The sequence below is a fragment of the Lachnobacterium bovis DSM 14045 genome (assembly GCF_900107245.1).
GTDB lineage: Bacteria > Bacillota > Clostridia > Lachnospirales > Lachnospiraceae > Roseburia > Roseburia bovis.
Genome location: NZ_FNPG01000010.1, coordinates 85,649 through 100,388 on the forward strand (window position 1 = coordinate 85,649; position 14,740 = coordinate 100,388).

Consider the following 14,740-nt stretch of genomic DNA (forward strand, 5'->3'; position numbering starts at 1 on the left):
ATTAGAACTCTCCCATCATTTTTACTTCTGGTTCTAAGGTTACATCATATTTAGTTTTAACGACACTTATAACATAATTTATAAGTTCATAAACATCTGTTGCTGTTGCTGCATTTGAATTAACAACAAAACCACAATGTTTCTCCGAAACCTGCGCTCCTCCTATTTTATATCCTTTAAGACCTGAATCTTCAATTAACTTTCCAGCAAAATTGTCTTTTGGTCTTTTAAATGTGCTACCTGCACTAGGAAAATTTAATGGCTGTGATGAGATCCTTCTCCTCTTGTAATCATCCATAGCTGCAAATATTTCTTCCTTATCAGCTTCTTTTAATTTAAAAGTAGCCTCTAAAACAATATATTCTTTTTCTAAAACACAACTATGTCTATATGATAATTCTAAATCTTGTGCTTCTATTTCTAAAATCTTACCTTCTTTAGTACAAACTTTTGCACTTACAAGAACGTCTTTTATCTCTCCCCCAAATGCTCCAGCGTTCATTACAATCGCTCCCCCGATTGTACCTGGAATTCCAGCAGCAAATTCTAGACCTCCCAATCCTTCTTTTGCTGCAAAATTAGCAACTTTTGCAAGTGATGAACCCGCACCAGCAATAATAACATCACCGTTTAACTTAATATATTCCGCATTTTTTCTAACAGAAATAACAACTCCATTTAAGCCCTGATCTGAAACTAAAAGATTACTACCATTACCAACTACATGATATGGTACTTCTAATTCATTACACACTTCAATTATTTTTTTAACTTCTTTTGCAGATGGAGATACAAAAATCTCTGCATCTCCACCCACTCTAAATGTTGTGTGTTTTTTCATTGGCTCATTTAGCGCTATTTCTTCTTCTGGTATATATTTTTTTATTTCATTAATTATTTGTTCCATTTTGTTACTCATATATATTATTTCTCTCATTCATTAAAGATTTAATAATTATGCCTCAATCAAAAATGCTATATAACCTCTTAGTGCTTCATATAAGTCTACTTTGCTGATAATTTCCCATGGCGCATGCATATTTAAAACTGCAACTCCACTATCAATTACATTCATACCATATTTAGCAAGAATATAAGCGATTGTTCCACCGCCACCTTGATCTACTTTACCAAGTTCTGATGTTTGGAATGAAACTTCGTTTTTATCCATAATGTTTCTAAGCTCTGCAATATACTCTGCGTTTGCATCATTAGAACCGCTCTTTCCTCTTGCACCTGTATATTTATTGAAAACTAAACCTTTTCCAAAGTATGCACAGTTTTTCTTTTCCATTACAGATGGATACATAGGGTCAAATGCAGCTGAAACATCTGAAGATAATACCTTTGAATTTCTTAAAGCTCTTCTAAGCGAAAGTTCTGTGTATTTTCCTGTTAAATTCATAACCTCTGCTACACAATTTTCAAAAAATCTTGATGTCATACCTGATGCACCAACACTTCCGATTTCTTCTTTATCTACAAGTAGACATACACTTGTTTTTTGTGGTACTTCTTTCATCTCTAACATAGCTTTAAATGATGGATAAGCACAAACTCTATCATCGTGTCCGTATCCCATAATCATACTTCTGTCAAATCCATAATCTCTTGCTGCTCCTGCTGGAACCACTTCAATCTCTGCTGATAAGAAATCGTCCTCATCAACGCCATATTCTTTTGATAAAATATCTAAAATATTTGCTTTAACTCTATCTTTTATTTTATCATCTGAATCATCTTTTTGCTCTTTTGGAATGCTTCCGATTAACACATCAAGATTTTCACCTTCAACTACTTTAGCACCTTTTTTTTCTAACTGATCACCTGATAAGTGAATTAACAAATCGCTAACTCCAAATACTGGATCATCAGGTTTTTCACCAATATTAACTGTTACAACTGTACCATCTTTTTTAGCAATTACACCGTGTAATGCAAGTGGCAATGTAACCCATTGATATTTTTTAATTCCACCATAGTAATGTGTATCTAAAAGTGCCATCTCTGTATCTTCATATAATGGAACTTGTTTTAAATCCATTCTTGGTGAATCGATATGAGCACCTAAAATGTTCATTCCTTTTTCAATATCTTCTTTTCCTAGAATAAACATAGCAATTTCTTTGCCCATATTGTTTGCAATGATTTTATCTCCAGCTTTCAAAGTAGTATTAGTAGCGATTACGTCTTCTAAATCTTTATATCCATCAGCTAATGCCTTTTCATAAAATTCCTTTGCACATTCTCTTTCTGTTTTGCAATCACTGATAAATTTTTTGTATCCTTCTGCAAAATCAAATACTTTCTTCTTATCTTCTTCAGCAGTATATTTCAACCATGCATTTTTCTTTTCCATTTTATAATCTCCTATCTTTCAAAACTAGCATACAAATATTTAAAACATATTAAACTAGCGTTTATTAATATTTTCTTGTACTCTTCTGTACAATTCTTTTGCTGCATTATACCCCATTTTCTTTTGTCTATGGTTTACTGCAGCAGTCTCACAAATTACAGCGAGATTACGTCCTGGTCTAATTGGTAATGAATGGCAAACAACTTTGTTTCCAAGATATTCAATATACTCTTCCTCTAAACCAAGTCTGTCATATTCTGCATCTTTTTGCCAATCCTCTAATTTGATAACCAAATCAATTTGCTGTTTTTCTTTTACACATTCAACACCATAAAGGGCCTTAACATCAATAATTCCTATTCCACGTAATTCAATAAAATATCTTGTAATATCAGGTGATGTTCCAATTAATGTGTGATCATCTACTTTTCTTATTTCAACAACATCATCGGTTACCAATCTATGGCCTCTTCTAATTAATTCAAGTGCAGCTTCACTTTTACCAATTCCGCTTTCACCAGTAATCAAAAGTCCCTCTCCATATACATCAACTAATACACCATGAATAGTAATACATGGTGCTAATTGTTCGCCTAAAGTATGTATAAGTTCAGCCATAAAAGCTGATGTTGAACAACTTGTTCCTAGAACTGATACCTGGTTTTCTTTAGCAACCTCTAAGAAAATCTCATCAGGTTCTAAATCTCTTGCGAAAATAACACAAGGGATATCAAATTTAAGGAACTCATTGTATCGAGCTTTTTTCTCTTCATCTGACATCTGTTGAATGAATGCATATTCTACATTTCCAATAATTTGAGTTCTTGACTGTTCAAAGTGTTCTAAATAACCACTTAACTGTAAAGCAGGTCTATTGACATCCGCTGTCGTAATAAATCTCTGCTTTGTATCTAATTCTTCAGTATAATTTTTTAGTCCTAAAATAGTGATAATCTTATCAACACTTACACCTTCTACTTTTCCAATACCACTCATAGGATACCTCCTTGTTTTTTATCTGTTTATGAATCAAAAACTCGCATTGCTCGTTTTCCCATCCTCACACAGCTAACTATTCAATTTCATTTTATCACAGCAATTGATGTTATTCAATTTAGTTTTAATTAATCTTGTACATCTTTATGGAAAAAATAATATACATTTTGTGCTGCAATAAGATTCATTGAATCAGTCAACATCAAATCATCAATAGAAGCCTCTTTTATTTTATCTATTGATTGGTATCTCTTCATCAAAGCTTTTCGGCGAGTAGATCCTATTCCGTCAATATCATCTAATACTGATTTAATTTGAGTTTTCGAACGTAAACTCCTATGATATTCAATAGCAAACCTATGCGCTTCATCTTGGATTCTCGTAATTAACTTAAACCCTTCACTGTGTCTATCTATTGGAATTTCAGTATTGTTGTAGTACAATCCTCTTGTTCTGTGATTATCATCTTTAACCATTCCACAAACAGGAATACTAAGCTTTAATTCTTCTAAAACCTGATTACATATGTTAACCTGGCCTTTTCCGCCGTCCATCATTATGACATCAGGAAATCTATTAAAACTTCCTACTTCTTTGTCTAATAAATCTTCTTCTATCATCTGCTGCTCTTTTTTTCCATGCTTAAATCGTCTTGTCAAAACCTCATACATTGAAGCATAGTCATCTGGACCGCTGACAGTTTTAATCTTAAATTTCCTGTAATCACTTCGTTTAGGTTTGCCTTTTTCATATACAATCATTGAACCAACCGTTTGAAAACCATTTATATTCGATATATCAAATGCTTCTATTCTATCAATATTCGACAACCCAATTAACTTTTCAATTTCCTTAACGGCACCTATTGTTCTTCCTTCTTCTCTTTTGATTTTTTCTTTATCCTGAGTAAGAATCAATCTTGCATTTTTATAGGCAAGCTCAACAAGTCTTTCCTTCATTCCTTTTTGTGGAATCTTTATAGTAACTTTATTGCCTCTCTTATTTGATAAAAATTCTTCAATTATTTCTTTATCTTCTATATCTTCTTGTAACATGATTTCTTTTGGAATAAATGGTGTACCCGAATAAAACTGTTTAACAAAATCATATAAAATATCAGATTTTTTTTCTTCTGTTCCTACCCTTACGTTGAAGTGATCTCGTCCTATAAGCTTTCCAGAACGAATAAAAAAAACCTGAACAACTGCATCTTGTCCATCAGACGAAACCGCAATCACATCTTTATCTTCTCCATCTGTATTCGTTATTTTTTGTTTTTGAGCAATCTGATTAACACTTTTTAATAATTCTCTATATTCAATTGCCTTTTCAAACTCCATATCTTCAGATGCTTGCATCATTTTTTCTGTCAGTTGATCTGTTACTTTCTCATAATCACCGTTTAAAAAAACAAGTATATCCTGAATTCTTTTCTTATATTCTTCTGATGAAATATAACCTTGACATGGTGCATCACACTGATGGATATGATAATTTAAACATGCTCTATCTTTTCCGATATCTTTTGGTAAATTTCTGTTACATGTTCTAATTTTATAAATTTTATTAATAAGATCTATCGTATCTTTTACAGCTTGCGAACTACTGTACGGTCCAAAATATTTGGATTTATCTTTTTTTAGTCTTCTAGCAAAAAGAACTCTCGGAAAATCTTCCGCCACTGTAACTTTAATGTAAGGATAAGTCTTATCATCTCTTAACATTGTGTTATATTTAGGAGCATGTTCTTTAATGAGATTACATTCTAAAACTAATGCCTCTAATTCCGAGTCAGTAATAATATATTCAAATCTCATAATATGCTTCACCATTTGACGTTTCTTAATACCTTCGTCATGACTTGGCTGAAAATATTGTCTTACTCTATTTCTTAAGTTTTTTGCTTTACCAATGTATATTATAACATCATCTTTATCATGCATAATATAAACTCCCGGTGTCCCCGGGAGTTTTTTTAATTCTTCTTGTATATCGAACATAATCTTCACCTTATCTTTTTACACTCGTTTACAAGTTATATTTTTATCCGTATTATTCATTGTCATCTGATTCATTGTCATCTGATTCATCGTTATTGATATTATCCATTAATTCTCTACCATCACTTGACAATAAATTTTGAATTATATCATCAGAACTCTGTGACTGATTAGACTGCTGCTGATCAATGCCCTGTTCTGATTGATTTTTAATCATTTGTTCGTATGATAATCCTCTTGCATATGGATTCATAGCATCATTATTAACTTCTGATAAATTCTGTCCAGATTCTCCATTATTTGACACAACCTGATTTGTTGAATCCTGCTGAAAATCTTCGACATCTTTAGTTAAATCTATCTTATTGCCTGATTGTAATTTATGCACTTTTGACTCTTCTTTAGGTTCTGGTAAACCTTTCATCTTTCTAAACATATGCATAAATTCTTTACCTGTAATAGTTTCTTTTTCATATAAGTATTGAGAGATAGCATCTAATATTTCTTCATTTTCTTTAAGCATATTATATGCTTCTTCGTACGCATTATTAATAATGCCATACACTTCTTTATCTACTAGACTCGCTGTTTCTTCTCCGCAAATAAGTCCTGCGCTATTACTTAAATATTGATTTTCGATTGTTGCAAGACACATCATACCAAATCTATCCGACATACCATACATAGTAACCATTGCTCTTGCAATCTTTGATGCTTCTTCAATATCATTTGATGCACCACTTGTTGCGACATTAAATTTAAGCATTTCTGCTGCACGACCACCCATGTATGTGGTAATCTTTGCTAACAATTCATCTTTTGTTCTTAAGAATTTTTCTTCTTCTGGAGTCTGTAAAGTATAACCTAATGCTCCCATTGTTCTTGGAACAATTGTAATCTTTTGAACCGGCTCAGAGTTTTTAGTTAAGGCTGTTACAAGTGCATGGCCAACCTCGTGATAAGCAACAGTCTTTCTTTCTTTGTCACTCATCGCTCTATCTTTCTTTTCTTTACCACCAACTGCTACTATTTCAAACGCTTCAAATAAATCTTCCTGATTAACTGCTTTTCTTCCGTTTTTAACTGCATTAATTGCAGCCTCATTAATTAAGTTAGCAAGCTCTGAACCAACAAGCCCCGCTGTGGCTAAAGCTAAAGCATCTAAGTCTACAGTATCATCCATATTTACGTTCTTTGAATGTACTTTTAAGGTTTCTAAACGACCTTTTAAATCTGGATGATCTACAATAATTCGTCTATCAAAACGACCCGGTCTAAGTAATGCTTTATCTAACACTTCTGGTCTATTTGTTGCAGCTAAAATAAGAACTCCTTTGGATTGATCAAAGCCATCCATTTCTGCTAGTAACTGGTTAAGAGTTTGTTCTCTTTCATCGTTTCCTCCACCATATTTACTATCTCTACTTTTACCAATCGCATCAATCTCATCAATAAATACAATACAAGGTGCAAGTCTTTGAGCTTCCTTAAACAATTCTCTAACTCTTGAAGCACCAACACCAACGAACATCTCTACGAAATCAGAACCTGCAATTGAGAAAAATGGAACATTAGCTTCACCTGCTACTGCTTTAGCAAGCAATGTTTTACCTGTTCCTGGAGGTCCTACTAACAATGCGCCTTTAGGTAGCTTAGCACCAATCTCACGATATTTTGCTGGATTGTGTAAAAAATCAACAACTTCTTGTAGTGATTCCTTTGCTTCATCTTGTCCTGCAACATCTTTAAATGTTACACCTGTACTCTTTTCAACATAAACTTTTGCCTTGTTTTTTCCAATTCCCATGCTTCCACCATCCATATGACGTGCAAACATTAAAAATAATAATACAAGAATTGCTATTGGCATAATCAATGATAAAACATTTAGAATAACTGTAGAAGTATTATCTGGAATTACCGCATTAAATTTAACCGGCTTTTTATCCTTTGTCTTGGCATCCTTTAAACGATCCACCAATTTAAGATCACTAATTCTACCTGTGTAATATGTTATCTCATATTTTTCGCCTTTATTTTTAACAAGCTTGTAATCAATCTCGTAACTACCTACTTTAACTTCTCTAATCTCACCTTTTTTCAGATGTGTCAAAAACTGATCATATGATGTCTCTTTTGAACTCATCTGACTAAAACTTTTACTAAATAATGAAACTGCAAATAATACAACAAGCGCAACAAAAATAAGTGTCATAACAAAAACGCCGTTATTTTTATTGTTTTTATTATTCTTATTTTTGTTATTATTATTATTGCTATTTCTATTTCCATTATTATTATTCATATTATAGTCATTATAATTATTTTGTTGAAATTTACTCATTTACTTATGTCCTCCACGCCATCTATAAGTTAAGACAACTTTTTTATGTTACAATTCAATACTTATTATATTTTAAATTTTATATAAAAGCAACTAACAAAAAATAAACTTTTAACATTTACACTTTGTTCATAAAAAATTTATAATTTTTTTTTAAAATCTCTAGATTATTTTTTCTCAAGGTTGTATAATACTTTAGTTATATCAATAAATGTTTATAAGCACATAATGTGCCGATTATTCTATTGAGGTATATAATACCGAATATTATTGATATATTCATATAGTTGAAGACTATTAAATAAAAAATAACCCTATTCTTATTGAGGAGGAAAATCATGCCCGTTAAATATGTCTTTGTTACTGGTGGTGTTGTTTCTGGTCTAGGAAAAGGAATAACAGCCGCTTCCCTTGGTAGACTTTTAAAAGCAAGAGGCTATAAAGTTACCATGCAAAAATTTGACCCTTATATCAACATTGATCCAGGTACGATGAATCCAATCCAGCACGGTGAAGTTTTCGTAACTGACGATGGAGCTGAAACTGATCTAGACTTAGGTCACTATGAACGTTTTATCGACGAAAGCTTAACTAAAAATTCAAACGTTACAACTGGTAAAGTATATTGGTCCGTTCTTCAAAAAGAACGCCGTGGAGATTTTGGTGGAGGAACTGTTCAAGTTATCCCTCATATCACTAATGAGATAAAGAGTCGCTTTTATCGCAATTTCACTTCAGAAGATATGCACATTGCTATTATTGAAGTAGGTGGTACTGTCGGCGATATCGAAAGTCAGCCATTCTTAGAAGCCATTCGTCAATTCCAGCACGAAATCGGTCATGAGAATGCAATCCTCTGTCACGTTACATTAATTCCTTATTTGAGAGCTTCTGGCGAGCTTAAGACTAAGCCAACTCAAGCTAGTGTTAAGGAATTACAAAGTTTAGGTATTCAGCCTGATATTATCGTTTGTCGTTCTGAACATGAAATTGATCAAGGTATCAAAGATAAGATTGCTCTTTTCTGTAACGTACCTAGTGAACATGTTTTACAGAACCTTGACGTTGAATATTTATACGAAGCTCCACTTGCAATGGAAAAAGAAAACCTTGCTAAAGTTGCTTGTGAATGTTTACACTTAGATTGTCCTGAACCAGACCTTGATGATTGGAAAACAATGGTAGACAATCTTCGTCACCCTGACAAGGAAGTAAACATTGCATTAGTTGGAAAATATATTGCTTTACATGATGCTTATATTTCAGTTGTTGAAGCATTAAAACATGGTGGAATACCTGAGCATGCAACTGTAAATATTAAATGGGTTGATTCAGAGGAATTAACAGAAGATAATGCAGCAGAAACATTTAAAAACATTCACGGAATCATCGTTCCAGGTGGTTTTGGAAATCGTGGTATCGAAGGAATGGTTGTAGCTGCTAAATATGCTCGCGAAAACAAAATCCCTTACCTTGGAATTTGTTTAGGTATGCAGATTTCTATTATCGAATTTGCTCGTCACGTATGTAATCTCAGAGATGCAAACAGTATCGAGTTAAATCCTAATACAACACACCCTGTTATTTCTTTAATGCCAGACCAAAATGATATTGAAGATATTGGTGGAACTTTAAGATTAGGAGCTTATCCATGTATCTTAGCTTCTGATTCAAAAGCAAAAGAAGTATACGGAACAGATAATATTTCTGAAAGACACCGTCATCGTTATGAAGTAAATAATGATTATCGTACAGTTTTAACAGAACACGGAATGAGACTTTGTGGCACATCACCTGATGGTAGAATTGTTGAAATGGTAGAAATTCCAGATCATCCTTGGTTTATCGCAACTCAGGCACATCCTGAACTCAAATCAAGACCTAATAGACCACATCCATTATTCCATGGCTTCATTAATGCAGCTACTAAACTAATTAAATAATAAAAAACCAGATGCACTTAAGTTTCTAAAACTTTTGTGAATCTGGTTTTTTTATTTCTTGTTTTTATATTCTTGATTTGTTTTCTTATTTTCTTGTTCTCAAAAACAACACTATCAAGAAATTACATTTGATGGCGAACAACTTTATACTCATCACCCGATTTATAAAATGGACAATTTTTATATGAGCTCTGCATAAATCGAGCCATTTCATCTTCATCCATATTTACCGAGCAATAATATTCCTCGTCATCGTCATCGTATTCATTGTATGCACAAGTATCACAAATCATGATTATCTCCTTTGCAACGCATAGTTTTACGATAAAATAAACTACTAAAAAAACTTTTATACAAATTTATTTTTTTCTTTATCGTAAGTATAATTTATACTTTTTAGCTTTTCACTAATTGTATCTTTATCCACTAGAAGTGCTTTAGATAATTCATCTAAAGATTCATAGTTATCTCTTAATTGTGTATTAATATAGCTTAAAAGCATTACTGGATCGTTTGGCATTTTTAATCTCCTTTATTACTATTTTTTAATTACTAATCGCTAATTTTAAAATACTGAATATTCATTTAGCTTTTTCCTCAATCGTTTAGAGCCCGGAAGATAATACTCCATCAGATTCCAAAAATTAGCATTATGGCTTGCTTCTAACAAATGTGTAAGTTCATGCACAACAACATATTCTAAACATTCCCTAGGCACCCTTGCCAATGCCAAATTGAAGTTCAAATGGTGAGTCCTCACATTACAGGAACCCCATCTTGTTTTCATTTTTCTGATTGTAAAACCTTCTGATTTAACTCTCATGATTTTTTCATATTTAATAATATAATTTTTTATTTCAAAATTCAAATATTCTCTGAGTTTTTTTTCTTGCTCCGCATCCAATTCTTGAAATTGATTATGTTTTTTATTTTTTTTTATTACTTTTTGTCTTGTCTTTTCAATCCATTCTCTACGATTATCTAAAAACTCATTAATTCTCTCTCGAGACATCGTATATGGAGCCGAAACCTTCACTTCAGAAGTATTGACATCTATTTTAAGATATAAGTTTTTTATTTTTTTATATTGAACATGCACCACCAAATTACCTAGTACAATGTCCTCTTTTCGGACTATACTCTTTTCTTTAGTTTTCTGCATTTTTTTCTCCATTCAAAAAGGTTATGACATATTTTACCATGCCACAACCTTTTATGCTAGTTTATAATAATTAATTTTTTGTAATTGTTTTTGATTCTTTTTTTTAATAAAGTTTTTGTCTAAATAGTTTTTTATTAAGTTTTTTAATTTTTACTTAATCAAATTATACTTTAACCAATCATGTTGGTTTTTTATCTTGCATAACCCATTTCAAAAATATAGGCGCAATAACTGTCGTACAGATAACCACAATTACAATAGGTGCAAAAAGTCTTTCATCCACCATATTACACTGATTTCCTTTCTGTGCCACAATTAATGCCACCTCACCTCTTGAAATCATTCCTACACCTATCTGCAATGATTCTCTATAAGAATTTCCACACAACTTTGCCCCTAATCCACAACCTATAACTTTTGTACAAATCGCAAGGGCAAGAAGCAATACTGTAAATAAAACAATATTAGAATCTATTTTATTAATCTTTACTTTAAGGCCTATGCTCGCAAAAAATATTGGAGAAAAAATCAAATAAGAAGCTATTGACGTACGTCTTTCAATATAGCTTTCAACATTCATAGTACATAACATAAGTCCTGCAAAATAAGCTCCTGTAATATCAGCAATACCAAATACAACCTCTGAAATATATGCTAATAAAAAACAAAAAGCAAGTGCCAAAATTGCAGTCCTTCTCTGACGATTATGTTTTTCAATAATTTTCTTAGCTTTCGAAAAAATAATAGCTATACCAATCAACCCAGTAAAATATATTAACAATTTAAAAAACATTGTTAATACGCTTACTTCTTGGTTTTTTAAACTAGTAATTACTGTTAAAACAATCATACCAAGAATATCATCAATTATAGCCGCACCCAAAATCGTTGTTCCTACTTTTCCTTGTAACTTTCCTAATTCTTTTAATGTTTCTATAGTAATACTTACTGAAGTTGCTGTTAAGATAACTCCCAAGAATAAAGCTGACAGCATTTGTGAATAATCATTTATATTAACATTAAAACAACAAACATAAAGAATTGTTCCGCCTACTAAAGGAACTAGTACACCTGCTAAAGCCGTAACAAATGATGCTACTGCATTATCTCTTAAATCTTTAATATTAGTTCCTAACCCAGCCTCAAACATAAGCATTATAACGCCAATGTCTGCAGCATACTCAATAAAAGTTCCGGTATCTCCTTCTAACGTAATCAATCTCATTCCGGATGGTCCTAAAATTATACCAGCCATTAATGCCCCCACTACTGCCGGCATATTAATCTTTTGAGAAAAAATCCCCAAAACCTTTGTTGCAATCAATATTATTGCAAGAAAAAGAATAAATGTGTAATCCATATTCTACTCCTCACTTCTTTAATTAAATTTACCCTAAACTAGCCTATCCTATTATTCTCCAAACACTATAGAATATACTACTTTATCAAGCAAAAATCAATCAAAACATGATTTTACACAAAAAGAAAAGAAGCCATATAGCTTGCTCTATACGACTTCCTTTCGAGGAGTTTAGTTATGAAAATGTTTATTTAATAAAAAGGGAATAATTGGGAAAAGGAATTGCTTCCTTTTACAATGATTATTATATATGCCATATGTGTCCAAAGTATGTCGTAATTGTAAACATTTTTTGAACACACAAAAAAAGTCTTTCAACCTTCATTGGCAAAGAACGATATTGTTTTTTCTCTTTTTTTATTTTCTTTTTATCATTTTAAAACTTTTTTAGCAAAAATTCAAGTATTATTTTTAAGTTTTCAGTTTAATTACATTATAATCACGATTTGATATAACAATTTTCAGGGTTATTCATAACTACAGGTTATATATAAGCAATTTTCCATTACTTTTATTGTGTAAATGTAATAAAAAAAATCTAATTTCTTAGAAAATGTTATCAACATTTATAACATTCATATATTATATGAATGAATCTAAGAAATTAGATTTTTGTACAAAATTTTTTGCTTTATTCTTTTTATTTGTTCTATTAGTTATTTTTATAATTACTCTTTCATATAACACAATAGTTTTTCTAGTTCAACTTTATCCTGCCCCATGCTATTTTCAAAAATAATCTTTCCTTGTGTTGTTCTAGGATTACGAAGACCGGCAACTTCTAACCTTCTTCTTGCCTCTTTTGCAGTTCCATATCCTCCATCAAAAATCATAACTTTATCACCAAGAACTTCTTTTATTTTTTTCTTAACAAAAGGATAATGTGTACATCCTAACACTACAGCATCAAGCTTATTTGTCCGATAATCCTTAAGGAGAGATTTTAAATAATTTTCCAATTCTTCACTTTCGGTATCCCCTCTTTCAACGAATTCCATCAATCCAGGACACGCTAGAGGGATGATATCTGCCTGATCATTAAATCGACTGATTAGATTATGGAGTTTTTCTTCTCTAATAGTCATAGGAGTAGCCATAACTAAAACAGTTGGGTATTCTTTACTCAAAGCTGCAGGTTTTACAGCCGGTTCAATGCCAACAATTGGTATATCAGGATATTTGTTACGTAAATTTCTAACAGCGGCAGTTGTAGCAGTATTACATGCCACGACAAGAGCCTTACACCCACGCTTAAAAAGTTCATCTGCATGCTGACAAGTCAATTCGTTTACTTGTTCCTTAGTTTTGGTTCCATAGGGTGCATTTATTGAGTCGCCAAAAAAAATATAATCTTCATTTGGCATTACTTTAAGTAATTCCCTCAAAACACTTATTCCACCCATTCCTGAATCAAAAACAGCAATTGGATTTTCTTTGAGCAATTGATATAACATAATATTTATCTCCTATCATTTTTAGGTTGTATACAAAGAGGTAATGCTAATGCAAAAACAACAATTTTTATTCAATACAGATGGAAAAACCTGTAAAATATGTGGGCGACCACTAGCTGAAGACTCTGAGGATACTTTATGCCCTATCTGTAAAGAACATGAGCTTTTCCAAGAGGTTAAAAATTTCATACGTGAAAACGATGTTAATGAGTTCGAAGTTTCTTCAGAATTCGACATTCCACTAGGCAAGGTAAAAAAATGGATACGTGAAGGGCGAATTGAATATCGTGATACACCTACAGTAGGTAAAGCTTCCCGACTACGTAACCTTAAATGCGAACAATGTGGCAAAGCAATTTCCTTTGGAGCATTATGTCCACAATGTCTAAAAAAACAAAACGCAAAGGGTGTTGGATTGAATATTCCAAACCCAAAAGAAAACAATGCCTCTATGCACTTTCTTGATACTGAAGACAAAAAATAATATTTTTACTGCATTTAAATATATCGCCTCTAGATACAATGAGAATGTCATACGACATTCTCATTGTTATTTATCTATTAAATTAATTATTCTTTCTACTTTGTTGACATTACAACTTTCTGTTTATATTTCACACAAACGGCATCAAGATACTTCTGACTTGGTTCAAACATTACTAGCATTGTACCTGATTCAGTATTGATAACCATCTCATAATATTGTACACCTTTTTGATGAGATGTAAAGTTTTTTTTGACAACATCTTTACGTCTCTCATAATTAATCACTGATCTATCATGAGCAGGAGCAATCTGTACTACTTGTTCCATTGAATAGCTTTTTAATTGTTTTCGTTTGCTTTTATTTTTTATAACAGCAAATCTTACCTCGCCATCAAAATAAGAGCATTCATATTCAATATTCATTCTAAAAATCTGAATATACAATAATATTCCCGACACAATAGCCGCCAACATAAAAATAGGGGCTATTAATGATATCAATAATAACAATCCAAATAACACAGCTGTTATCATCATTACAACAATGTGAGATGTGTTTTTCTTTCTTTCTACAATCACAAATTCCTCAAACATATTCTTTAATCCTTTCTCTAAATTACCTAATATTCATTATAA

At 31.8% G+C, this 14,740-nt stretch carries 13 protein-coding genes; 2 read left to right on the top strand and 11 right to left on the bottom strand.

From position 1 onward, the window contains the following. Position 1 precedes the first annotated feature (1 nt). The 5 genes from murB to ftsH all read right to left on the bottom strand — a co-directional run bounded on the left by murB (position 2) and on the right by ftsH (position 7,699). A complete protein-coding gene (gene murB / locus BLV79_RS05015; protein ID WP_242871432.1) occupies positions 2-919 on the bottom strand; it encodes a UDP-N-acetylmuramate dehydrogenase in 918 nt (305 codons plus the stop codon). Positions 920-955: 36 nt separating this feature from the next. Next, positions 956-2,359: an aminopeptidase gene (locus BLV79_RS05020; RefSeq protein ID WP_074716739.1), complete on the bottom strand. Its 1,404-nt coding sequence runs from the start codon at positions 2,357-2,359 to the stop codon at positions 956-958. A 54-nt stretch (positions 2,360-2,413) separates the two neighbouring features. After that, entirely contained in the window at positions 2,414-3,355 is a 942-nt protein-coding gene (hprK, locus tag BLV79_RS05025; RefSeq protein ID WP_074716741.1) for an HPr(Ser) kinase/phosphatase, read from the bottom strand. Positions 3,356-3,483: 128 nt separating this feature from the next. Further along, entirely contained in the window at positions 3,484-5,355 is a 1,872-nt protein-coding gene (gene uvrC / locus BLV79_RS05030; RefSeq protein ID WP_074716743.1) for an excinuclease ABC subunit UvrC, read from the bottom strand. A gap of 52 nt (positions 5,356-5,407) precedes the next feature. After that, positions 5,408-7,699: an ATP-dependent zinc metalloprotease FtsH gene (gene ftsH / locus BLV79_RS05035; protein ID WP_083354455.1), complete on the bottom strand. Its 2,292-nt coding sequence runs from the start codon at positions 7,697-7,699 to the stop codon at positions 5,408-5,410. A 338-nt stretch (positions 7,700-8,037) separates the two neighbouring features. Here ftsH and BLV79_RS05040 point away from each other — a divergent pair, with 338 nt between their 5' ends. Further along, complete coding sequence (locus tag BLV79_RS05040) at positions 8,038-9,642, top strand: CTP synthase (protein ID WP_074716745.1); 1,605 nt, start codon at positions 8,038-8,040, stop codon at positions 9,640-9,642. 122 nt (positions 9,643-9,764) lie between these two features. On the opposite strand, the gene BLV79_RS12720 is transcribed toward BLV79_RS05040, so the two are convergent. From BLV79_RS12720 to murI, 5 genes are all read right to left on the bottom strand, one after another. Continuing rightward, positions 9,765-9,935 carry a DUF6472 family protein gene (locus tag BLV79_RS12720; protein WP_159429327.1) on the bottom strand — a complete coding sequence of 57 codons (171 nt, stop codon included), beginning with the start codon at positions 9,933-9,935 and terminating at the stop codon, positions 9,765-9,767. Between the two features lie 56 nt (positions 9,936-9,991). Next, a complete protein-coding gene (locus BLV79_RS05045) occupies positions 9,992-10,162 on the bottom strand; it encodes a DUF4250 domain-containing protein (RefSeq protein ID WP_074716747.1) in 171 nt (56 codons plus the stop codon). Positions 10,163-10,207: 45 nt separating this feature from the next. Next, a complete protein-coding gene (locus tag BLV79_RS05050; protein ID WP_083354456.1) occupies positions 10,208-10,804 on the bottom strand; it encodes a M48 family metallopeptidase in 597 nt (198 codons plus the stop codon). 178 nt (positions 10,805-10,982) lie between these two features. Beyond that, complete coding sequence (locus BLV79_RS05055) at positions 10,983-12,164, bottom strand: cation:proton antiporter (RefSeq protein ID WP_074716749.1); 1,182 nt, start codon at positions 12,162-12,164, stop codon at positions 10,983-10,985. A 668-nt stretch (positions 12,165-12,832) separates the two neighbouring features. Next, positions 12,833-13,618 carry a glutamate racemase gene (murI, locus tag BLV79_RS05060; RefSeq protein WP_074716751.1) on the bottom strand — a complete coding sequence of 262 codons (786 nt, stop codon included), beginning with the start codon at positions 13,616-13,618 and terminating at the stop codon, positions 12,833-12,835. A gap of 49 nt (positions 13,619-13,667) precedes the next feature. Here murI and BLV79_RS05065 point away from each other — a divergent pair, with 49 nt between their 5' ends. Beyond that, positions 13,668-14,102, top strand: coding sequence for a hypothetical protein (locus BLV79_RS05065; protein WP_074716753.1), 435 nt, complete (start codon positions 13,668-13,670; stop codon positions 14,100-14,102). Between the two features lie 95 nt (positions 14,103-14,197). Here BLV79_RS05065 and BLV79_RS05070 read toward each other — a convergent pair whose 3' ends face one another. After that, positions 14,198-14,698 carry a DUF6106 family protein gene (locus tag BLV79_RS05070; protein WP_074716755.1) on the bottom strand — a complete coding sequence of 167 codons (501 nt, stop codon included), beginning with the start codon at positions 14,696-14,698 and terminating at the stop codon, positions 14,198-14,200. Between the last annotated feature and the right edge of the window lie 42 nt (positions 14,699-14,740).

Excerpts from the sequence above, each read along its gene's own strand:
- murB (WP_242871432.1), bottom strand. The coding sequence starts at position 919 with ATGAGTAACAAAATGGAACAAATAATTAATGAAATAAAAAAATATATA.
- BLV79_RS05020 (WP_074716739.1), bottom strand. The coding sequence starts at position 2,359 with ATGGAAAAGAAAAATGCATGGTTGAAATATACTGCTGAAGAAGATAAG.
- hprK (WP_074716741.1), bottom strand. The coding sequence starts at position 3,355 with ATGAGTGGTATTGGAAAAGTAGAAGGTGTAAGTGTTGATAAGATTATC.
- uvrC (WP_074716743.1), bottom strand. The coding sequence starts at position 5,355 with ATGTTCGATATACAAGAAGAATTAAAAAAACTCCCGGGGACACCGGGA.
- ftsH (WP_083354455.1), bottom strand. The coding sequence starts at position 7,699 with ATGAGTAAATTTCAACAAAATAATTATAATGACTATAATATGAATAAT.
- BLV79_RS05040 (WP_074716745.1), top strand. The coding sequence starts at position 8,038 with ATGCCCGTTAAATATGTCTTTGTTACTGGTGGTGTTGTTTCTGGTCTA.
- BLV79_RS12720 (WP_159429327.1), bottom strand. The coding sequence starts at position 9,935 with ATGATTTGTGATACTTGTGCATACAATGAATACGATGACGATGACGAG.
- BLV79_RS05045 (WP_074716747.1), bottom strand. The coding sequence starts at position 10,162 with ATGCCAAACGATCCAGTAATGCTTTTAAGCTATATTAATACACAATTA.
- BLV79_RS05050 (WP_083354456.1), bottom strand. The coding sequence starts at position 10,804 with ATGCAGAAAACTAAAGAAAAGAGTATAGTCCGAAAAGAGGACATTGTA.
- BLV79_RS05055 (WP_074716749.1), bottom strand. The coding sequence starts at position 12,164 with ATGGATTACACATTTATTCTTTTTCTTGCAATAATATTGATTGCAACA.
- murI (WP_074716751.1), bottom strand. The coding sequence starts at position 13,618 with ATGTTATATCAATTGCTCAAAGAAAATCCAATTGCTGTTTTTGATTCA.
- BLV79_RS05065 (WP_074716753.1), top strand. The coding sequence starts at position 13,668 with ATGCAAAAACAACAATTTTTATTCAATACAGATGGAAAAACCTGTAAA.
- BLV79_RS05070 (WP_074716755.1), bottom strand. The coding sequence starts at position 14,698 with ATGTTTGAGGAATTTGTGATTGTAGAAAGAAAGAAAAACACATCTCAC.